Source organism: Pseudomonas sp. SCA2728.1_7 (assembly GCF_018138145.1).
Classification (GTDB): Bacteria; Pseudomonadota; Gammaproteobacteria; order Pseudomonadales; family Pseudomonadaceae; genus Aquipseudomonas; species Aquipseudomonas koreensis_A.
The window spans coordinates 4,572,535-4,593,062 of sequence record NZ_CP073104.1 but is presented as its reverse complement, the minus strand read 5'-3'; the positions used below and the strand labels follow the sequence as shown (position 1 = coordinate 4,593,062).

The 20,528-nt window shown below is 60.3% G+C and carries 25 protein-coding genes; 19 read left to right on the top strand and 6 right to left on the bottom strand.

Translation table 11 applies throughout. The features are described from left to right. Positions 1-4: 4 nt before the first annotated feature. From KBP52_RS20500 to pilG, 4 genes are all read right to left on the bottom strand, one after another. The gene (locus KBP52_RS20500) at positions 5-2,053 is read right to left on the bottom strand and encodes a methyl-accepting chemotaxis protein (RefSeq protein ID WP_093429842.1); all 2,049 of its coding nucleotides are present in this window, start codon (positions 2,051-2,053) and stop codon (positions 5-7) included. A 144-nt stretch (positions 2,054-2,197) separates the two neighbouring features. Further along, a complete protein-coding gene (locus KBP52_RS20495) occupies positions 2,198-2,737 on the bottom strand; it encodes a chemotaxis protein CheW (RefSeq protein WP_007913675.1) in 540 nt (179 codons plus the stop codon). Between the two features lie 10 nt (positions 2,738-2,747). After that, on the bottom strand, positions 2,748-3,113 hold the full coding sequence (pilH, locus tag KBP52_RS20490; RefSeq protein WP_007913674.1) for a twitching motility response regulator PilH: 366 nt from the start codon (positions 3,111-3,113) through the stop codon (positions 2,748-2,750). Between the two features lie 60 nt (positions 3,114-3,173). Then, positions 3,174-3,578, bottom strand: coding sequence for a twitching motility response regulator PilG (gene pilG / locus KBP52_RS20485; protein WP_116028398.1), 405 nt, complete (start codon positions 3,576-3,578; stop codon positions 3,174-3,176). Between the two features lie 225 nt (positions 3,579-3,803). On the opposite strand from pilG, the gene gshB reads away from it, so the two are divergent. The 7 genes from gshB to KBP52_RS20450 all read left to right on the top strand — a co-directional run bounded on the left by gshB (position 3,804) and on the right by KBP52_RS20450 (position 9,850). Beyond that, positions 3,804-4,775, top strand: a complete 972-nt coding sequence (gshB, locus tag KBP52_RS20480; RefSeq protein WP_212620848.1) for a glutathione synthase — start codon at positions 3,804-3,806, stop codon at positions 4,773-4,775. 107 nt (positions 4,776-4,882) lie between these two features. Continuing rightward, on the top strand, positions 4,883-5,782 hold the full coding sequence (locus KBP52_RS20475; protein ID WP_038358807.1) for an energy transducer TonB: 900 nt from the start codon (positions 4,883-4,885) through the stop codon (positions 5,780-5,782). Positions 5,783-5,953: 171 nt separating this feature from the next. Next, the gene (locus KBP52_RS20470) at positions 5,954-6,526 is read left to right on the top strand and encodes a YqgE/AlgH family protein (RefSeq protein ID WP_016985971.1); all 573 of its coding nucleotides are present in this window, start codon (positions 5,954-5,956) and stop codon (positions 6,524-6,526) included. Next, positions 6,526-6,963: a Holliday junction resolvase RuvX gene (ruvX, locus tag KBP52_RS20465; protein WP_008077844.1), complete on the top strand. Its 438-nt coding sequence runs from the start codon at positions 6,526-6,528 to the stop codon at positions 6,961-6,963. The genes KBP52_RS20470 and ruvX overlap by 1 nt, the downstream gene beginning before the upstream one ends. Positions 6,964-7,043: 80 nt before the next feature. Then, positions 7,044-7,550 carry a bifunctional pyr operon transcriptional regulator/uracil phosphoribosyltransferase PyrR gene (gene pyrR, locus KBP52_RS20460; protein WP_064116261.1) on the top strand — a complete coding sequence of 169 codons (507 nt, stop codon included), beginning with the start codon at positions 7,044-7,046 and terminating at the stop codon, positions 7,548-7,550. A gap of 27 nt (positions 7,551-7,577) precedes the next feature. Further along, positions 7,578-8,582: an aspartate carbamoyltransferase catalytic subunit gene (locus KBP52_RS20455; protein ID WP_007913665.1), complete on the top strand. Its 1,005-nt coding sequence runs from the start codon at positions 7,578-7,580 to the stop codon at positions 8,580-8,582. Next, positions 8,579-9,850 (top strand): dihydroorotase, encoded by a 1,272-nt coding sequence (locus KBP52_RS20450; protein ID WP_116028402.1) that lies wholly within the window; start codon positions 8,579-8,581, stop codon positions 9,848-9,850. Before KBP52_RS20455 ends, KBP52_RS20450 begins: the two co-directional genes overlap by 4 nt. A 93-nt stretch (positions 9,851-9,943) precedes the next feature. Here the strand turns inward: KBP52_RS20450 and KBP52_RS20445 are convergent, their stop codons facing one another. Beyond that, positions 9,944-10,375, bottom strand: a complete 432-nt coding sequence (locus KBP52_RS20445; RefSeq protein ID WP_038358817.1) for a TM2 domain-containing protein — start codon at positions 10,373-10,375, stop codon at positions 9,944-9,946. A gap of 248 nt (positions 10,376-10,623) precedes the next feature. Between KBP52_RS20445 and KBP52_RS20440 the strand changes: the two genes are divergently transcribed. After that, on the top strand, positions 10,624-11,241 hold the full coding sequence (locus KBP52_RS20440) for a C40 family peptidase (RefSeq protein WP_016985978.1): 618 nt from the start codon (positions 10,624-10,626) through the stop codon (positions 11,239-11,241). A gap of 132 nt (positions 11,242-11,373) precedes the next feature. On the opposite strand, the gene KBP52_RS20435 is transcribed toward KBP52_RS20440, so the two are convergent. Next, on the bottom strand, positions 11,374-12,408 hold the full coding sequence (locus KBP52_RS20435) for a type IV pilus twitching motility protein PilT (protein ID WP_007913646.1): 1,035 nt from the start codon (positions 12,406-12,408) through the stop codon (positions 11,374-11,376). A 56-nt stretch (positions 12,409-12,464) separates the two neighbouring features. Here KBP52_RS20435 and KBP52_RS20430 point away from each other — a divergent pair, with 56 nt between their 5' ends. The 11 genes from KBP52_RS20430 to KBP52_RS20380 all read left to right on the top strand — a co-directional run bounded on the left by KBP52_RS20430 (position 12,465) and on the right by KBP52_RS20380 (position 20,493). After that, positions 12,465-13,151, top strand: coding sequence for a YggS family pyridoxal phosphate-dependent enzyme (locus KBP52_RS20430; RefSeq protein ID WP_212620847.1), 687 nt, complete (start codon positions 12,465-12,467; stop codon positions 13,149-13,151). A 23-nt stretch (positions 13,152-13,174) separates the two neighbouring features. Further along, complete coding sequence (proC, locus tag KBP52_RS20425) at positions 13,175-13,993, top strand: pyrroline-5-carboxylate reductase (RefSeq protein WP_116028404.1); 819 nt, start codon at positions 13,175-13,177, stop codon at positions 13,991-13,993. Between the two features lie 10 nt (positions 13,994-14,003). After that, positions 14,004-14,594, top strand: coding sequence for a YggT family protein (locus tag KBP52_RS20420; RefSeq protein ID WP_127930110.1), 591 nt, complete (start codon positions 14,004-14,006; stop codon positions 14,592-14,594). After that, positions 14,591-14,887: a DUF167 domain-containing protein gene (locus KBP52_RS20415; RefSeq protein WP_007913642.1), complete on the top strand. Its 297-nt coding sequence runs from the start codon at positions 14,591-14,593 to the stop codon at positions 14,885-14,887. Before KBP52_RS20420 ends, KBP52_RS20415 begins: the two co-directional genes overlap by 4 nt. Before the next feature lie 536 nt (positions 14,888-15,423). After that, the gene (locus KBP52_RS20410) at positions 15,424-16,563 is read left to right on the top strand and encodes a homoserine O-acetyltransferase (protein WP_212620846.1); all 1,140 of its coding nucleotides are present in this window, start codon (positions 15,424-15,426) and stop codon (positions 16,561-16,563) included. Between the two features lie 7 nt (positions 16,564-16,570). Next, positions 16,571-17,191, top strand: a complete 621-nt coding sequence (gene metW, locus KBP52_RS20405; protein ID WP_007913638.1) for a methionine biosynthesis protein MetW — start codon at positions 16,571-16,573, stop codon at positions 17,189-17,191. Positions 17,192-17,217: 26 nt separating this feature from the next. Next, positions 17,218-17,652 (top strand): DUF4426 domain-containing protein, encoded by a 435-nt coding sequence (locus KBP52_RS20400; RefSeq protein WP_123593597.1) that lies wholly within the window; start codon positions 17,218-17,220, stop codon positions 17,650-17,652. Continuing rightward, positions 17,649-18,245: an RdgB/HAM1 family non-canonical purine NTP pyrophosphatase gene (gene rdgB, locus KBP52_RS20395; protein ID WP_077574903.1), complete on the top strand. Its 597-nt coding sequence runs from the start codon at positions 17,649-17,651 to the stop codon at positions 18,243-18,245. Before KBP52_RS20400 ends, rdgB begins: the two co-directional genes overlap by 4 nt. Further along, positions 18,242-19,447 (top strand): radical SAM family heme chaperone HemW, encoded by a 1,206-nt coding sequence (hemW, locus tag KBP52_RS20390; protein ID WP_249122200.1) that lies wholly within the window; start codon positions 18,242-18,244, stop codon positions 19,445-19,447. Before rdgB ends, hemW begins: the two co-directional genes overlap by 4 nt. Positions 19,448-19,482: 35 nt before the next feature. Further along, positions 19,483-19,806 (top strand): DUF3392 domain-containing protein, encoded by a 324-nt coding sequence (locus KBP52_RS20385; RefSeq protein WP_034153666.1) that lies wholly within the window; start codon positions 19,483-19,485, stop codon positions 19,804-19,806. A 138-nt stretch (positions 19,807-19,944) separates the two neighbouring features. After that, positions 19,945-20,493 carry an RNA 2'-phosphotransferase gene (locus KBP52_RS20380; RefSeq protein WP_123593594.1) on the top strand — a complete coding sequence of 183 codons (549 nt, stop codon included), beginning with the start codon at positions 19,945-19,947 and terminating at the stop codon, positions 20,491-20,493. Positions 20,494-20,528 lie beyond the last annotated feature (35 nt).

Here is a 20,528-nt window from a genome sequence, read left to right as displayed (position 1 = left end):
CCACTCACGCTTTATCTGTCGCCGCCGGCAAGGTGAAGCCGGACACCGAACGCCGTAACTGACTGGCCATTTTCGTCAGGTTGCCGATGCTCTCGGCCGTGGCCGTGGAGCCGGACGAAGTCTGCGAGGTGATCTGCTGGATCACGTTCATCGTCAGGGAAATCTGCCCGGCCGACGTCGTCTGCTGCTGCGCCGCGTTGGAGATGCTTTGAATCAGCGCCGCGAGGGTTTTCGACACGCCTTCGATTTCTTCCAGGGCCACACCGGCATCCTGCGCCAGTCGCGCGCCGCGCACCACTTCGGTGGTGGTTTGCTCCATGGAAATTACGGCTTCGTTGGTGTCGGTCTGAATCGCCCGCACCAGGGTTTCGATCTGCCGGGTAGCGGCGGACGAGCGTTCGGCCAGCCGCTGCACTTCATCGGCGACCACGGCAAAACCGCGCCCGGCATCACCGGCCATCGACGCCTGAATGGCCGCGTTGAGGGCGAGGATGTTGGTCTGGTCGGCGATGTCGTCGATCAGGCTGACGATGTCGCCGATTTCCTGCGACGACTCGCCCAGACGCTTGATGCGTTTGGCGGTGTCCTGGATCTGTTCGCGAATGTTGTCCATGCCGTGGATGGTGTTGTGCACCACCTCGTTGCCCTTGTTGGCGATCTCCACGGAGCGCTCGGCGACCGCTGAAGACTCGGCGGCGTTGGCCGAAACCTGATCGATGGACTCGGCCATGTCGCTGATCGCCGTCGAGGCTTCGGAAATCTGCTGGGCCTGATGTTCCGAGGCCTGCGCCAGGTGCATGGCGGTGGCCTGGGTTTCCTGCACCGCAGCGGCGACCTGGCCGGCGGTGAGGTTGATCGTCGCGACGAGATCGCGCAGTTGGTCGACGGAATAGTTGATCGAGTCAGCAATGGTGCCGGTGAAGTCTTCGGTCACCGAGGCGGTCACGGTGAGGTCGCCATCAGCGAGGTCTTCGATTTCGTCGAGCAGACGCATGATCGCGTTCTGGTTGCGCTCGTTCTTCTCGGCAGTTTCACGCAGTTGCCGGTTGGTTTCACGAACCATGACCATGCCGATCAGGATGATCGAGGCCAGCGCCAGCAAACCGAGGACGTAACCGCCGATGGTGTCGGTGTTGCGCCCACCGGCAAGGTTCTCAAAGCGAGTGGCCAGGTGCGAGGCTTCGTCGAGCAGGGTTTGCGAGAGGCTGAAGATATTGCTCGCCGATTCACGAACCTTGAACAGCTCCGGCGAGGTCTCGAGGATTTCATCGACGGAGCCGGAGACAAACTGGAACAGCTCGGAAATCTCACTCAAACGGGCACGGGCGTCGCGGTCTTCGACCTGGCTGATTTTCAGGGTCGGGTTGCCTTGCAGCATGCCGTTGAGCACTTGGCCGAAACGGGTGGCGTCGCGGCCGAAGGCATCGGCGGCTTGCTGCGAGTTTTCGTCGCCGGCGAGTACGGTATTGACCGCGCCAAGGATGCGCTCGGCCAGCAACGATTGACGCTGAGCCATCGCCACTTGCGCCGCCGGGGCGCCGCGTTGCAGGAGGATTTCGACAACTTTTTCGTATTCGATCTGCAACTGCGGCACGGTTTCGGCCAGGGTCGCGGCGACCTGATGCAGCGACAGCACGGTCTGTTCGCTGGAAAGAATCGCGTCGGTGTTTTTCAGCAGGCGTTCCCAATCCAGCTGCACAGCGCGCATTTCCGGGCGCACGGTGGCCGGGGCTGGCGGCAGGCCGGTGGCCGGGTCGCCCTTTTTCAGGTAACCCCAGCGCTGGGCGAAATCGTTGCGCGCATCGCTGAGCAGCTTGAACGCGGCAGCCTTGCCGGCGGCGGCTTCGGTGGCGTTCTTGGCGATGCGCTGCGAGAGCACGCGCAGTTCACCGGCGTGGCCGATGTACTGTTTGTCGTAGTTCGCCTGGGTATTGAGGTACGCGAAGTTGGCGAACAGCAGCATGATGAACACGATCAGTGCGATGAACAGCACGATGATCTGCGAGCGACTGCGCGAGCCTTCCGCCGGCTTGCCTGTTTTTGCTTTTGTCATCGGTCCTCGCCTGTTTGAAGCTCACCGGTAGAACCTGTAGGAGTGAGCCTGCTCGCGATTGAACGATAACGCGGTGTACTTGATACACCGCGGTGCCTGAATCGCGAGCAGGCTCACTCCTACAAGGGATCTTTGTTGTAACGGCTATATCGCGACGCTCATGAACACCGGGGACTTGGCCAGCGCAAACAGGCTGAACACCCGCCAGTTCTGCTCGCGCCGAAAATAGCCTTTGACGAACTCGGCCTTGGAGCCCTGGCGCTTGCTGATCGAGATCGGTTCGAAGCTGTCCTGCTCGAAATGCTGCAGACCAATCACCTCATCGACCATCAACCCGGCAAACACATCGCCATGCTCGACCACCAATACCCGCCGTTGTTTACGCAGCGGCGACAGTTCATGGCCGAAAAATCCGCACAAATCCATGATCGGCAACAGCCGCCCGCGCAGGTTAGCCACGCCTTTGACCCACGGCTTGACCCCGGGCAACTGGGTGAAGCGCGGTTCGTGGAGCACTTCGCTGACTTCGCCCATCGGCGCCACATACCAATGCTCGCCGAGGCGAAAGCCGATGCCGCTCCAGCGATCCTGGCGCGCTGGTTGCGACGGCAAATCCGCCGCCAGCAAGCGGCAACGCTGGTCGATTTGCCAGAGCAGTTCGAACGCGGTCAGCGATTCGCTCATGGTCGCGCGATCAGCCTTTGAGCACGTTGTTCAGGGTCTTGATCAGGGTGTCTTCGTCGACCGGTTTGGTCAGGTAGTCCTTGGCGCCCTGACGGGTGCCCCAGACCTTGTCGGTTTCCTGATCCTTGGTGGTGATGATGATCACCGGGATGTGGCTGGTGTCGGCGTCTTTGGTCAACTGGCGGGTGGCCTGAAAACCATTGAGACCGGGCATGACGATGTCCATCAATACCGCGTCGGGTTTTTCCTGACGGGCCAGGGCCACGCCGTCGGCGCCGTTTTCGGCCTTCAGCACTTCATGGCCGTGCTTTTCGAGCATGCCGGTCAGTTTGTACATTTCAGTCGGCGAATCATCGACGATCAGGATACGTGCCATGGTTTTCCCCATTTTTCTTGTCGACCCCCGGCCCGCTGGCCGAGCGTCACTGTACGTGTCTTACTGCGGCAAAACGGCGGCGAAGCCCGGAACATGGGCCTGGATCGCGCTGAGCAGCTCTTCCTTGCTGAACGGTTTGGTCAAAAATTGATCGGAACCGACAATCCGCCCCTTGGCCTTGTCGAACAGCCCGTCACGCGATGACAGCATGATCACCGGCGTCGCCTTGAACGCACTGTTGTTCTTGATTAAAGCGCAGGTCTGATAACCATCCAGACGCGGCATCATGATGTCGACAAAAATGATCCCGGGATGGTTATCGGCGATCTTGGCCAAGGCGTCGAAACCGTCGATCGCCGTGATCACTTCGCAACCGACATTCTTCAACAATGTTTCGGCGGTGCGACGAATCGTTTTCGAGTCGTCGATCACCATGACCTTCAAGGCGCTGGACTGCTGTTCCATAAGAGGGCTCTACCGTCGCCTTTGCGAATCAAATTGTCCGTTTTGCGATGACTGATGGCTGGAAACCCTTGATGCTCAAGGGCCAGCACCGCTTGGCAGTCTTTTTAGCACAGTCTCCAGATGCAATCTATCGACGGGTTTTTCCTTGACCGAAAACCCGCCCGGCGCCACTCTGGCGGCACTTTTTCAATACCGATCCGGTAGCCAATTTTCGAGGAAAACCCAATGAGCGTTCGCGTCGGGATTGTCATGGACCCTATCGCCAGCATCTCCTATAAAAAGGATAGCTCGCTGGCCATGCTGCTGGCCGCGCAGAAGCGTGGCTGGGAACTGTTCTATATGGAACAGCGCGACCTGTATCAGGGTGAAGGTCAGGCTCGGGCGCGCATGAAGCCGCTGAAAGTCTTCGCCAACCCGGAAAAATGGTTCGAACTGGACGACGAGCAGGACAACCTGCTGAGCGATCTGGACGTGATTCTGATGCGCAAGGATCCGCCGTTCGACATGGAGTTCGTCTACTCCACCTACCTGCTCGAACAGGCCGAAACCGCTGGCGTGCTGGTGGTAAACAAGCCGCAGAGCCTGCGCGACTGCAATGAAAAGCTGTTCGCCACGCTGTTTCCGCAGTGCACACCGCCAACCATCGTCAGCCGCCGCGCTGACGTGCTGCGTGAATTCGCCGCCAAGCACGGCGACGTGATCCTCAAGCCGCTGGACGGCATGGGCGGCACGTCGATCTTCCGTCACCGCGCAGGCGATCCGAACCTGTCGGTGATCCTCGAAACCCTGACCGCCCTCGGTGGCCAGCAGATCATGGGCCAGGCTTACCTGCCGGCAATCAAGGACGGCGACAAACGCATCCTGATGATCGACGGCGAGCCGGTGGATTACTGCCTGGCGCGAATTCCGGCGCAGGGCGAAACCCGTGGCAACCTGGCGGCCGGTGGCCGTGGCGAAGCGCGTCCGCTGACTGAAAAGGATCGCTGGATCGCTGCCCAAGTGGGCCCGACCTTGCGTGAGAAAGGCCTGCTGTTCGTCGGTCTCGACGTGATCGGTGAAAGCCTCACTGAAATCAACGTCACCAGCCCGACCTGCATCCGTGAAATCGACAACGCCTTCGGCACCGACATTGGCGGCATGTTGATGGATGCAATCGCCAAGAAGCTGCAAGCCGCCGGCAAATTGCCACAAGCTTGATGCACGTCACATGCAGTCTGTCGCTTGAAGCGTGAAGCCCAAGGCGTGAAACCAACATTGCGTTATCATGCGCAGCCTCTGAAAAACGCGATGTTGGTTTTCTTGTCATGACCCTCCCGTCCGATCTGCCCGCAGAACTCGCCCACCGTGGCGTGCGCCCGGCCGATCGCCTCGGTTTTACCCTGTTTCTCGCAGCGCTGATCCATTTGGCGCTGCTGCTCGGCGTCGGCTTCACGATGGTCGAGCCCAAGCAAATCAGCAAAACCCTGGAAATCACCCTCGCTACCTTCAAGAGCGAAAAGAAGCCGGAGAAGGCTGACTTTCTCGCCCAAGAGCATCAGGAAGGCAGCGGCACGCTGGACAAGAAGGCGATCCCCAAAACCACTGAGGTGGCGCCGTTCCAGGACAATCAGGTCAAAAAAGTCACCCCGCCACCGGCCGCCAAACCGGAAGTGCAGGAGGCCGCGCCGAAGGCTGCGGTGACCACCGTCGCGCCAAAGCCGAAAAAAGCACCGACCAAGAAAGAAGAAAGCAAGACCGAGGTCAAACCGACGGTTGATGCGCCGGAATTCGACAGCTCGCAGCTGTCCAGCGACATCGCCAGCCTCGAAGCCGAACTGGCCAAGGAACAACAGCTGTACGCCAAGCGCCCGCGTATTCACCGCTTGAGCGCGGCATCGACCATGCGCGACAAGGGTGCCTGGTACAAGGACGACTGGCGCAAGAAGGTTGAGCGCATCGGTAACCTCAATTACCCCGAGGAAGCGCGGCGCAAGCAGATCTACGGCAATTTGCGCCTGATGGTCTCGATCAACCGCGATGGTTCGCTGTATGAAGTGCTGGTGCTGGAATCCTCCGGCCAGCCGCTGCTGGATCAGGCGGCGCAGCGCATCGTCCGGTTGGCAGCACCGTTTGCCCCGTTTACCGGGGACTTGTCGGATATCGACCGTCTGGAAATCATTCGTACCTGGAAATTCGCCCGGGGCGACAAACTCTCGAGCAACTGACACACCACAACCCCTTGTAGGAGTGAGCCTGCTCGCGATAGCGGTGTATCAGTCAACAATTTCGATTCTGGCACACCGCTATCGCGAGCAGGCTCACTCCTACAATGGATCTGTGTTGTTGTCAGCATCTCCAGCTTGTCAGTTCGCCCCCCGAACGCCACACTAGCGCACATGAAAAACGTCAGCCCCAGCTACCTCAAGCATCAATTCCTGATCGCCATGCCTCACATGGCCGACCCGAACTTTGCCCACACCTTGACCTACATCGTCGAGCACACGGCCAATGGCGCTATGGGGATTGTGGTCAATCGACCGCAAGAGCTGAATCTGGCCGACATCCTTGAGCAGCTGCGCCCGGACATCGACCCGCCAGCACTGTGCCAACACGTACCGATCTTTATCGGCGGCCCGGTGCAGACCGATCGCGGTTTCGTGTTGCACCCGGCGGGCAAGACCTTTCAGGCCACCGCGCAACTGGACGGCGATCTGGCCCTGTCGACCTCGCAGGACGTGCTGTTCGCCATCGCGGACGGCGTCGGCCCGGCGAAAAGCCTGATTGCCCTCGGTTACGCCGGTTGGGAAGCCGGGCAACTGGAAGCCGAGTTGGCGGACAACGCCTGGCTGAACTGCCCATACGACGCCGACATCCTGTTCAACACCAGCAGCGAACTGCGCCTCGAAGCAGCGGCCAGGCACTTGGGGATCAACCTCAGCCTGCTGACCAGCCAGGCAGGTCACGCCTGATGGCCCTGCGCCTGATTCTCGGCTTCGACTACGGCACCAAACAGATCGGCGTCGCGGTCGGCCAGGTGATTACCGGCCAGGCCCGCGAGCTGTGCACCTTGAAGGCACAGAACGGCGTTCCCGACTGGAACCAGGTCGAAGCCCTTATAAAGGAATGGAAGCCCGACGCCGTGGTCGTCGGCCTGCCGCTGAACATGGACGGCACGCCGAGCGAAATGTGCCTGCGCGCAGAGAAATTCGCCCGCCGCCTCAATGGCCGCTTCAATGTGCCCTTCTATACCCACGACGAACGCCTGACCACCTTCGAGGCCAAAGGCGAGCGTCTGGTGCGTGGCGGCCAAAAGGGCAGTTACCGCGACAACCCGGTGGACGCCATCGCCGCCGCTCTGCTGTTGCAGGGCTGGCTCGATGAAAACACTGCATTGTTTGAATCCTGACAAGCGCTTCGGCGCTTTTCTTTTGAGTGAAAAACCGAGTTGCGTCCAAGGACCTGACTCGCCCCCAACAAGGAGCAACCATGAGCCTGCCAAATCCCGCCGATCTGATCAGCCAGATGGCGACCCGCCTCAAGGCGCACCTTGCCCAGCGTGACATCACTGAACCGCGTTACATCGGCATTCGCACTGGCGGCATCTGGGTCGCGCAGGCCTTGCTCAAGGAACTGGGCAGCGACGCGCCACTGGGCACGCTCGACGTGTCTTTCTACCGCGACGACTTCAGCCAGAACGGCCTGCACCCGCAAGTGCGCCCGTCCGCCCTGCCCTTCGAAATCGAAGGCCAGCATCTGGTGCTGATCGACGACGTACTGATGAGCGGCCGCACCATCCGCGCCGCCATGAACGAATTGTTCGACTACGGCCGCCCGGCCAGCGTGACCCTGGTCTGCCTGCTCGATCTGGACGCCGGCGAGCTGCCAATCCGCCCGAATGTGGTGGGCGCGACGCTGTCGCTGGCCGCTCACGAACGGGTCAAGCTGTCCGGCCCCGAGCCGCTGACGCTGGAACTGCAAGACTTCAACCTTTAATCCGCCCTATTGAGAGTCCCCTTCGCGATGACGCCTCTAGATACCAAGCGCCCGCTGCAGCTCAATGATCAGGGCCAGCTGCGCCACTTCCTCTCGCTCGACGGCCTGCGCCGCGAGTTGCTGACGGAAATCCTCGACACTGCCGACTCGTTCCTCGAAGTCGGTGCCCGGGCGGTGAAGAAAGTCCCGTTGCTGCGCGGCAAGACCGTGTGCAACGTGTTCTTCGAAAACTCCACGCGCACCCGCACCACCTTCGAACTGGCCGCCCAGCGACTGTCGGCAGACGTGATCACCCTGAACGTGTCGACCTCGTCGGCCAGCAAGGGCGAAACGCTGCTCGACACCTTGCGCAACCTCGAAGCCATGGCCGCCGACATGTTCGTCGTACGCCACGGTGATTCCGGTGCCGCGCACTTCATCGCCGAGCATGTTTGCCCGCAAGTGGCGATCATCAACGGCGGCGACGGCCGTCACGCGCACCCGACGCAGGGCATGCTCGACATGCTCACCATCCGTCGGCACAAGGGCGGCTTTGAAAACCTCTCGGTGGCCATCGTCGGCGACATCCTGCACTCGCGGGTGGCGCGCTCGAACATGCTTGCGCTGAAAACCCTCGGTTGCCCGGACATCCGCGTGATCGCGCCGAAAACCCTGCTGCCGATCGGCATCGAGCAATACGGCGTGAAGGTTTACACCGACATGACCGAAGGCCTGAAAGACGTCGACGTGGTGATCATGCTGCGCCTGCAGCGTGAACGCATGACCGGCGGCCTGCTGCCGAGCGAAGGCGAGTTCTACCGCCTGTTCGGCCTGACCACCGCGCGCCTGGCCGGGGCCAAACCCGATTGCATCGTCATGCACCCGGGGCCGATCAACCGGGGGGTGGAGATCGAGTCAGCAGTGGCCGACGGCCCGCACTCGGTGATCCTCAATCAGGTGACCTACGGCATTGCCATTCGTATGGCCGTGCTGTCCATGGCCATGAGCGGGCAAACGGCCCAGCGCCAATTCGAGCAGGAGAACGCCCAGTGAAGCTCAGCATTCTCGGCGCACGCGTCATCGATCCAAGCAGCGGCCTGGATCAAATCACCGACATTCACGTTGAAGCCTGCAAGATCGTCGCCCTCGGCGCGGCCCCAGCGGGTTTCACGGCAGTTGAAACCATTGATGCCCAAGGCCTCGTTGCCGCTCCGGGCCTCGTTGATCTGAACGTAGCCCTGCGCGAGCCGGGTTACAGCCGCAAAGGCTCGATCATCAGCGAAACCCGCGCCGCGGCTGCCGGCGGTGTGACCAGCCTGTGCTGCCCGCCGAAAACCAAACCGGTGCTCGACACCTCCGCTGTGGCTGAGCTGATCCTTGATCGCGCTCGTGAGGCCGGCAACACCAAAGTCTTCCCGATTGGCGCGCTGAGCAAAGGTCTGGATGGCGAGCAACTGGCTGAGCTGGTTGCGCTGCGCGACGCCGGTTGTGTGGCGTTCGGCAACGGTCTCGAAAGCTTCCGCAACACCCGCACCCTGTGCCGGGCGCTGGAATATGCGGCGACTTTCGACCTGACGGTGATTTTCAATTCGCAGGATCACGATCTGGCCGAAGGTGGTTTGGCTCATGAAGGCGCGGTGGCCAGTTTCCTCGGTCTGCCGGGGATTCCGGAAACCGCTGAGACCGTGGCCTTGGCCCGGGATCTGTTGCTGGTCGAGCAGACTGGCGTGCGTGCGCACTTCAGCCAGTTGACCAGCGCTCGCGGCGTTGCCCTGATCGCTCAGGCGCAGGCGCGTGGTTTGAAAGTGACGGCGGATGTCGCGCTGTATCAGCTGATTCTGACCGACGAAGCGCTGATCGACTTCAGCAGCCTGTATCACGTGCAACCACCGCTGCGTACGCGTGCTGACCGCGATGGTTTACGTGCAGCGGTGAAGTCCGGTGTGGTCTCGGCGATCTCCAGCCATCACCAGCCGCACGAACGTGACGCCAAACTGGCACCGTTCGGCGCGACCGAGCCGGGCATCAGCAGTGTTGAGCTGTTGCTGCCATTGGCGATGACGCTGGTGGAGGATGGGTTGCTTGATTTGCCGACCTTGCTGGCGCGCCTGAGCGCTGGCCCGGCTGAAGCGCTGCGTCTACCGGCTGGCAAACTGGCGGTGGGTGGTGCGGCGGATATCGTGCTGTTCGATCCGCAGGCATCGACGGTGGCTGGTGAGAACTGGTTGTCGAAGGGTGAGAACTGCCCGTTCATTGGGCACACTTTGCCGGGTGTGGTTCGCTACACGCTGGTGGATGGGCGGATCAGCCACCAGGCTTGATAACGGGTTGAGCCGATCGCGAGCAGGCTCACTCCTACAGGGGATTTGTGTTGTTCACAGATCCAGTGTGGGAGCGAGTCTGCTCGCGAAGACTTACTGGAAGGCGCCTCTGCCTTCGGCGTTACGCACCGACACCTGATCATTCAGCGTCCAGAAGTCATACAGCACACCCAGAAAGAACAACCCGCCCGTCAGCAGATAGATCAGGCCGCTGATCCACTTGCCCTGATACATCCGGTGCACGCCCAATGCTCCGAGGAACGTCAGCAGAATCCACGCCACGTTGTACTCGATCGGCCCGGCGGTAAAACGCAGATCCGCTTCGCGATCCATTGCCGGGATCAGAAACAGGTCGATCAGCCAGCCAATGCCGAGCAAACCGAAGGTGAAGAACCAGATCGTCCCGGTCACCGGTTTACCGTAGTAGAAACGGTGGGCGCCGGTAAAACCGAAAATCCACAGCAGATAGCCGATGATTTTGCTGTGCGTATCTTGCTGCTGAACAACTTGTTGATAGGGGTTCATGAAGACCTCGATTCACGCGATAGATAAATATTCTTGAATTCTTTGTGACTTTTTTACAGGTAGCCGACGTACGGCAAATGTTACCGTTGCTACCGTCAAAGCCTTATAGCACCTGACTTCTGTCCGACAATTGCGTCCATTTGCCGCTTATTTGGTTCCGTTGGCCGCCAACTGAATCGACCAACGGACTCGGAATGAAAAAAAACTCTGTTATAAAGTTGCGCGCTATCACTGAAGAGCCACGCCTAATGCGACCATTTTTCAAGACATGGCTGACCATCTGCCTATTAATGCCACTGGCCGCCCACGCCACCAATCGTGAGCAACGTCTTCCTAACGTTAACGGCTTTACCCCTAAATCCCATGCTTCGGCTCCATCGAGCAAAAGCAGCAAAAGCAAAACCACCACGCTGAGCAGCAAGAGCCACAGCAAGCTGGTGCCACCGATGGCGAGCAAGGAAAGCAGCAACGTGCTGAGCCGTGCGGTAAACGTCCTCGGTACACCTTATCGTTGGGGCGGCAGCAGCCCAAGTAAAGGTTTCGATTGCAGCGGTCTGGTGAAATACGCGTTCAACGACGCCACGTTCGACCTGCCACGCACCTCGAACGCCATGGCCAGCGGTCACGGCGAGAAAGTCGAACGCAAGGATCTGAAGCCGGGCGATCTGATTTTCTTCAACATCAAGAGCCGTCGGGTCAACCACGTTGCCATCTACCTGGGCAACGACCGCTTCATCCACGCGCCTCGTCGTGGCAAAGCGGTGAGCATCGATACGCTGAACAAGCCGTACTGGCAGCAGCATTACGTAGTGGCCAAGCGTGTGTTGCCGAAAGAACAGAGCCAGATGCGCGTGGTTCAGCGCTGAGCTGACTGATCCGGAATCTGCTCAAGCAGTACTGGCCCCTTCGCGAGCAGGCTCGCTCCCACATTGGAATGCATTTCCATGTGGGAGCGAGCCTGCTCGCGAAGAGGCCGGTAATAGCGACACACCCCCCCCTCAAAAGTTATCCGGCGTACGCGCCTTCTCCCGCGCATGCTCGCGGCTGATCAAGCCCTTGGCCACCAGATCCTTCAGGCACATGTCCAGTGTCTGCATGCCCAACGACCCACCGGTCTGAATCGCCGAATACATCTGCGCGACCTTGTCCTCACGGATCAGGTTACGGATCGCCGACGTGCCCAGCATGATCTCGTGCGCCGCCACCCGCCCGCCGCCGATCTTCTTGATCAGCGTCTGCGAGACCACCGCCAGCAACGACTCCGACAGCATCGAGCGCACCATCGACTTCTCGTCACCGGGGAACACGTCGACCACCCGGTCGATGGTTTTCGCCGCTGAGGTGGTGTGCAGCGTGCCGAACACCAGATGCCCGGTTTCGGCTGCGGTCAGCGCCAGGCGAATGGTTTCCAGGTCACGCATCTCGCCGACCAGAATCACGTCCGGGTCTTCACGCAACGCCGAACGCAAAGCCGTGGCGAAACTGCGGGTATCACGATGGACTTCGCGTTGATTGATCAGGCATTTGCGCGATTCGTGAACGAATTCGATCGGGTCTTCAATGGTCAGGATATGGTGATGACGGTGGGTGTTGAGGTAATCGATCATCGCCGCCAGCGTGGTCGACTTGCCGGAACCGGTCGGCCCGGTGACCAGCACCAGCCCGCGCGGCGCATCGGTGATCTTGCGGAAGACGTCGCCCATGGCGAGGTCTTCCATGCTCAGCACTTTCGACGGAATGGTACGGAATACGGCGCCGGCGCCACGGTTCTGGTTAAAGGCGTTAACCCGGAAACGCGCCACACCCGGCACTTCAAAGGAAAAGTCGGTTTCCAGATGTTTCTCGAAGTCGACCCGCTGGGTGTCGTTCATGATGTCGTAGATCAGCTCATGCACTTGCTTGTGATCCAGCGCCGGCAGATTGATCCGCCGCACATCGCCATCGACACGGATCATCGGCGGCAGACCGGCCGACAGGTGCAGGTCGGAAGCGCCTTGTTTGGCGCTGAAGGCCAGCAGTTCAGTGATATCCATAGCGCTCCTCAATTCCAGTAGAATGCCGCGAACCTTCAGACCGCCGGCGCCTCTTGATGTCCACGATAGCAGACAACATTCTCCAGGTTGGTTCGCGCATCCAGACCGCGACCCAAGCCGCACACCGTCCTGAAAACAGCGTCCAGTTGCTCGCCGTGAGCAAGACCAAACCCGCCGCAGCCCTGCGCGAAGCGTATGCCGCCGGCCTGCGTGACTTTGGCGAGAACTACCTGCAGGAAGCCTTGGGCAAACAGCTCGAACTGGCGGATCTGCCCTTGATCTGGCACTTCATCGGCCCCATTCAATCGAACAAGACTCGCGCCATCGCCGAGCATTTCGACTGGGTGCATTCCGTGGATCGCCTGAAAATCGCTCAACGCCTGTCCGAACAGCGCCCGGCTGAACTGCCGCCGCTGAACATCTGCATTCAGGTCAACGTCAGCGGCGAAGCCAGTAAATCCGGCTGCACTCCGGCTGACCTGCCGGCATTGGCCGAGGCTATCAACGGCCTGCCCCGGTTGAAACTGCGTGGGCTGATGGCAATTCCCGAGCCGACTGAAGATCGCGCCGAGCAAGACGCGGCGTTCGCCGCCGTGCAGAAGCTGCAAGCGAGCCTAGATCTGCCGCTCGACACACTTTCCATGGGCATGAGCCACGACCTCGAGTCGGCCATCGCCCAAGGCGCCACTTGGGTTCGTATCGGTACGGCCCTGTTTGGCGCCCGCGACTATTCCCAATCTTGAACGTTTCCAGATAAGGACCACACATGAGCAACACACGTATTGCGTTTATCGGTGCGGGCAACATGGCGGCCAGTCTGATCGGCGGCCTGCGCGCCAAAGGTCTGGAAGCTGCACACATCCGTGCCAGCGACCCGGGTGAAGAAACTCGCGCCAAGGTCAGCGCCGAGCACGGCATCGAAACGTTTGCCGACAACGCCCAAGCCATCGACGGCGTCGATGTGATCGTGCTGGCGGTCAAGCCGCAAGCCATGAAGGCTGTGTGCGAGGCGATTCGCCCGAGCCTGACACCCAATCAACTAGTGGTGTCGATTGCCGCTGGCATCACTTGCGCGAGCATGACCGCGTGGCTTGGCGAGCAGCCGATCGTGCGCTGCATGCCAAACACCCCGGCGCTGCTGCGCCAAGGCGTCAGCGGTTTGTACGCGACCAGCGAAGTGACCGCCGAGCAACGTCAGCAAGCTGAAGAGCTGCTGTCCGCCGTCGGTATCGCCCTGTGGCTGAAAGAAGAACAACAACTCGACGCCGTGACCGCTGTGTCCGGCTCCGGCCCGGCGTACTTCTTCCTGCTGATCGAAGCCATGACCGCCGCCGGCGTCAAACTCGGCCTGCCGAAAGACATCGCAGAACAACTGACCCTGCAGACCGCACTGGGCGCCGCGCATATGGCCGTCTCCAGCGACGTTGACGCTGCCGAACTACGGCGCCGTGTGACCTCGCCAAACGGCACAACCGAAGCCGCGATCAAATCATTCCAGGCCAATGGCTTCGAAGCCCTGGTCGAAACCGCACTCGGCGCCGCCGCGCACCGCTCGGCCGAAATGGCCGAACAACTGGGCAAATAAGGAGCCTTACATGATTGGATTGAACACTGCAGCGGTTTACGTGCTGCAAACCCTCGGCAGTCTGTATTTGCTGATCGTGCTGCTGCGCTTCGTGCTGCAACTGGTACGGGCGAACTTCTACAACCCGCTGTGCCAGTTCATCGTCAAAGCGACCCAGCCACTGCTCAAACCACTGCGCCGGATCATTCCGAGCATGTTCGGTCTGGACATGTCGTCGCTGGTGCTGGCGATTCTGGTGCAACTGGCGCTGATGGCGCTGACCCTGCTGCTGACTTACGGCACCACCGGTAACCCGCTGCAACTGGTGATCTGGTCGCTGATCGGGGTGACCGCGCTGTTCCTGAAGATCTTCTTCTTCGCCTTGATCATTAGCGTGATTCTGTCGTGGGTTGCACCGGGCAGCCACAACCCGGGCGCTGAACTGGTCAACCAGATCTGCGAGCCGGCCCTGGCACCGTTCCGCCGCTTTCTGCCGAATCTCGGCGGCCTGGACCTGTCGCCGATCTTCGCCTTCCTCGCGCTGAAGCTGATCGACATGCTGGTGATCAACAATCTGGCGGCGATGACGATGATGCCGGAAATCCTCCGTCTGCTGATGTGAGCTGGTTTCGATGGGACGGTGACGACTTGATCCTCGAGTGTCACCTGCAACCAGCAGCCCGCAGCGATGACTTCGCCGGGCTGCACGGCGATCGTTTGAAGATCCGCCTGACCGCGCCGCCGGTCGAGGGCAAGGCCAATGCGTATCTGATGGGCTTTCTGGCCAAGGCGTTTGGGGTGTCCAAAAGCCAGGTCAGTTTGCTCAGCGGCGAGTTGAACCGGCAGAAGCGCGTGAAGATTTGTTCGCCGAAGAAGTTGCCGGATTTGCCGGGGTTGGTTGGGCGCTTGTCTTGAGTTTTGCGGCGTCTGTGCCCCTCACCCCAGCCCTCTCCCCCTGGAGAGGGAGCCGATCTATGGTGTTTTCAAAACTTGAGTTCGACTCGATATCCCACGTCGGCGTATCTCGAACATCCACCCCAGTCAGTCCCCTCTTCCTCCGGGAGAGGGAGCCGATTTGGGTGGTTTTCAAAACCTGAGTTCAACTCGATAGATCAGGTCGGCGTAGCTCAAAAGAACACCCCGGTCAGTCCCCTCTTCCTCCGGGAGAGGGAGCCGATTTGGGTGGTTTTCAAAACTTGAGTTCGACTCGATATCCCACGTCGGCGTATCTCGAACATCCACCCCAGTCAGTCCCCTCTTCCTTCGGGAGAGGGAGCCGATTTGGGTGGTTTTCAAAACCTGAGTTCAACTCGATAGATCAGGTCGGCGTAGCTCAAAAGAACACCTCGGTCAGTCCCCTCTACCTCTGGGAGAGGGCTAGGGTGAGGGCCGCTTGCCGCTAACCCCCCCGGTCTTTAGACTTACGCCTCATTTCAACGAGAGCAGGGTCGATGCCAACTGCCTTTCCCCCCGATTCTGTTGGTCTGGTGACGCCGCAAACCGCGCACTTCAGCGAACCGCTGGCGCTGGCCTGTGGCCGTTCGCTGGCCGCCTATGACCTGATCTACGAAACCTACGGCACGCTGAACGTACAAGCGAGCAACGCCGTACTGATTTGCCACGCCTTGTCCGGCCATCATCACGCGGCCGGCTATCACAGCGTCGACGACCGTAAACCCGGTTGGTGGGACAGCTGCATCGGCCCCGGCAAGCCGATCGACACCAATAAATTCTTCGTGGTCAGCCTGAACAACCTCGGCGGCTGCAACGGTTCCACCGGCCCGAGCAGCGTCAACCCGGAGACCGGCAAACCGTTCGGCGCCGACTTCCCGGTGCTCACCGTGGAAGACTGGGTGCACAGCCAGGCGCGTCTCGCTGACCTGCTCGGCATCGGCCAGTGGGCGGCGGTGATCGGCGGCAGCCTCGGCGGCATGCAGGCGCTGCAATGGACCATCACTTATCCGGATCGCGTGCGGCACTGCCTGGCCATCGCCTCGGCACCGAAGCTGTCGGCGCAGAACATCGCCTTCAACGAAGTCGCACGTCAGGCGATCCTCACCGACCCGGAGTTCCACGGCGGTTCGTTCCAGGAAGCCGGCGTGATCCCCAAGCGCGGCCTGATGCTGGCACGGATGGTTGGCCACATCACTTACCTGTCCGACGATTCGATGGGCGAGAAATTCGGCCGTGGCCTGAAGAGCGAAAAGCTCAACTACGACTTCCACAGTGTCGAGTTCCAGGTCGAAAGCTACCTGCGTTATCAGGGCGAAGAGTTCTCCGGACGCTTCGACGCCAACACCTATCTGTTGATGACCAAAGCGCTGGACTACTTCGATCCGGCGGCGAACTTCGACGATAACCTGGCGAAAACCTTCGAGAACGCCACGGCCAGGTTCTGCGTGATGTCGTTCACCACCGACTGGCGCTTCTCCCCGGCCCGTTCGCGAGAACTGGTGGACGCGCTGATGGCGGCGCGCAAAGACGTCAGTTATCTGGAAATCGACGCACCGCAGGGCCACGACGCCTTTCTGATTCCGATCCCTCGCTACTTGCAGGCGTTCGGCAATTACATGAACCGCATCACGTTGTGAGAAAGCCATGAGAGCTGATCTGGAAATCATCCAGGAATGGATCCCCGCCGGCAGCCGCGTCCTCGACCTCGGTTGCGGTGACGGCGAGTTGCTGACCTGGCTGCGCGACAACAAGAATGTCACCGGTTATGGCCTGGAAAACGACGCCGACAACATCGCCCAGTGCGTGGCCAAAGGCGTCAACGTCATTGAGCAGGATCTGGACAAGGGACTGGGCAACTTCGCCAGCAACAGTTTCGACATCGTCGTCATGACCCAGGCCCTGCAAGCCGTGCACTACCCGGACAAGATCCTCGACGAAATGCTCCGCGTCGGCCGTCAATGCATCATCACTTTCCCGAACTTCGGTCACTGGCGCTGCCGCTGGTACCTGGCGAGCAAGGGTCGCATGCCGGTCTCCGAGTTTCTGCCGTACACCTGGTACAACACCCCGAACATCCACTTCTGCACCTTCGAAGACTTTGAAGAACTTTGCCGCGAACGTGATGCGAAGGTCATTGATCGGCTTGCCGTGGATCAACAGCACCGTCACGGGTGGGCCAGTAAGCTATGGCCTAATCTGTTAGGTGAGATCGGTATCTACCGCGTCAGCAGCCCGCAGCTTGCAGACCACAAAGTCGCGGTCTGAATCCCGTCATTTCGAGGAGCACGATCATGGGTCGTTTAGCGTTGTTGTTATTGACCGCCTGCCTGAGCGCCAGCGCTCTGGCGGCGGATGTCATCAAGGGTGAGCGCAAGGAAACCTTTGGCGACGTCACGGTGCACTACAACACCTTCAACTCGACGTTCCTGCAACCGGACATCGCCAAGGCCGCCGAGCTGATCCGCAGCAAGAATCAGGGCGTGATCAACGTCTCGGTGATCAAGGACGGCAAACCGCTGATCGCCAACGTCACCGGCACGGTCAAAGACCTGACCAGCCAGAGCGTGCCGCTGAATTTCCGCCAGATCACCGAACAAGGTGCGATCTACTACATCGCCCAGTACCCGGTGGAACAGCAGGAAACCCGCACCTTTGAAATCAAGGTGCAGAACGGCGACAAGATCAACACCATCAATTTCAACCAAGAACTCTTTCCCGGCGAATGATGAACATCAAGCAGCTCGTACTGGCCAGCCATAACGCCGGCAAACTCAAAGAACTCCAGGCCATGCTCGGCGACTCGGTGCAACTGCGCTCGATTGGCGAGTGGAGCAAGGTCGAGCCGGAGGAAACCGGCCTGTCGTTCGTCGAGAACGCTATTCTCAAGGCACGTAATGCCGCACGTATTTCCGGGTTGCCGGCGCTGGCCGACGATTCCGGTCTGGCAGTGGATTTCCTTGGCGGCGCGCCGGGCATCTATTCGGCGCGCTATGCCGACGGCAAGGGCGATGCGGCGAACAACGCCAAACTGCTCGACGCGCTGAAGGATGTACCGGAAGCCGAGCGCGGCGCACAATTCGTTTGCGTGCTGGCGCTGGTGCGTCACGCCGATGATCCGTTGCCGATCCTCTGCGAAGGCCTGTGGCACGGACGGATTCTGACCGCCGCCAGCGGCGAGCACGGCTTCGGCTATGACCCACTGTTTTGGGTGCCGGAACGTGAGGTGTCCAGCGCCGAACTGAGCCCGGCCGACAAGAACCAGATCAGCCACCGCGCCCGTGCAATGGATCTGCTGCGCCAGCGTCTGGGCTTGAAATGACCCGTGACTCTTCTGCGCCGTCGCTGATTATCGGCGGCGCCGCTTCTTCGCCTCGGGCGCCGTTGCCAACGCTGCCGCCCTTGGCGCTGTACATCCACATCCCATGGTGTGTGCGCAAATGCCCGTATTGCGATTTCAACTCGCACACTGCCAGCCCGGTTTTGCCGGAGCAGGAATACGTCGACGCGTTGCTGGCCGATCTCGATCAGGACCTGCACGCTGTTTATGGGCGTGAAATCAGCTCGATCTTCTTTGGTGGCGGCACGCCAAGCCTGTTCAGCGCCGAAGCGCTTGGGCGACTGCTGGAAGGCGTCGAGCAGCGCATTCCGTTTGCCGCCGACATCGAAATTACCCTGGAAGCCAACCCGGGCACCTTCGAGCAAGAGAAGTTCGTCGCGTATCGCAAGCTGGGGATCAATCGCCTGTCGATCGGCATCCAGAGCTTCCAGCAGGAAAAGCTCAAAGCGCTGGGCCGCATTCACAACGGTGACGAAGCGGTGCGTGCTGCCGGGATGGCGCGGCAGGCCGGGTTCGATAACTTCAACCTCGACTTGATGCATGGCTTGCCGGATCAGTCGCTGGACGATGCCTTGAGCGATCTGCGCCAGGCCATCGCACTGAATCCGACGCATATTTCCTGGTATCAGCTGACACTGGAGCCGAACACGGTGTTCTGGAACCAGCCGCCGGTGCTGCCGGAAGACGACACGCTGTGGGACATTCAGGAAGCCGGGCAGGCATTGTTGGCCGAGCACGGTTACGCGCAATACGAAGTGTCGGCTTATGCACAGGCCGGGCGCCCGGCGCGGCATAACCTCAATTACTGGAGTTTTGGCGACTTCATCGGCATCGGCGCGGGTGCGCATGGCAAGCTCAGCCACCCGGACGGGCGCATCGTGCGTACCTGGAAGACCCGTTTGCCGAAGGACTATCTCAACCCGGCAAAAAGCTTTCAGGCCGGCGAGAAAGCGCTGACCAATGACGAGATGCCGTTCGAGTTTCTGATGAACGCCTTGCGCCTGACCGCAGGCGTCGAATCGCGCCTGTATCCGGAGCGCACTGGTCTGTCGCTGGAAAGCCTCGCTGAAGGCCGGGCCGCGGCAGAACAAAGCGGTCTGTTGCAGGTCGAACCGTCACGTCTGGCGGCCACCGAGCGCGGACAGCTGTTTCTCAATGACTTGCTGCAACAATTTCTGAACTGAGCCCAACCCTCAACTTCAGCCCCAAGGAAAAACCCATGGATTTGATACTCGACCTGCTCGCCACCGTCTCCCGCTGGAGCCGCAGCAACCTCTCGGAAATCGCCCTGGCCTTGGTGGGCTGCCTGCTGGTGCTGTTCGGCGCCGACTTCAAAGGCTGGGTCGAGCAACGCCTGGGCAGCATCGCCGGCGCCCTGCGCATACCGCTGATGTCGCTGCTGTGCGTGATCGGCAGCGGCGCGGCGCTGATCTACGCCACGCCTTGGGTGATCAAGGGTTTGAGCCAGTTCAACAACTACAGCCTGGCGCCGGTGCTGCTGGTGGTTCTCGTCCTGATCGGCGTAGTTGCCGATCGTCGCTGATCCCGCAAACACCCCAAAACGACTGTGGGAGCGAGCCTGCTCGCGAAGGCGTCATTTCAGCCAACATCACTGCTGAATGACCTATCGCTTTCGCGAGCAGGCTCGCTCCCACAGTTGATCGCAATGACAGGGAAGCTCATGAGTAAAAAACTGCTGGATGAGACGAGCAAATTTCTTAGCTACGTATTGCGCCACGAGCCTCAGGCGATTGGGCTGACGCTGGATTCGGAGGGTTGGGCAGATATCGAAGCACTGATCAGCGGCGCTGCGCGTGATGGTCGAAGCCTGGATCGCTCACTGATTGAAAACGTCGTAGCGAGCAGCGACAAAAAACGCTTTTCGATCTCGGAAGACGGCCAGTCCATTCGCGCCGTTCAGGGCCATTCGACGAAAAGCGTAGCGCTTCAACTGGAGGAAAAGCAGCCACCGCAAACGCTGTATCACGGTACGGCGACGCGCTTCATGGACTCTATCAGCCAGCAAGGCTTGATCCCGGGATCGCGTCACCACGTGCATCTATCGGAAGAATCCGCCACCGCCTCAGCCGTCGGGCAACGCTACGGAACCGTGGTAATCCTGAAAGTCGCCGCACAGCAAATGCAGGAGCAAGGCTTCAAGTTTTATCAGGCTGAAAATGGCGTCTGGCTGACAGAGCAAGTGCCAGTGCGCTTCATTTCCACCCTGTAACTTCTGACGAAACCGAAAACAACTGTAGGAGTGAG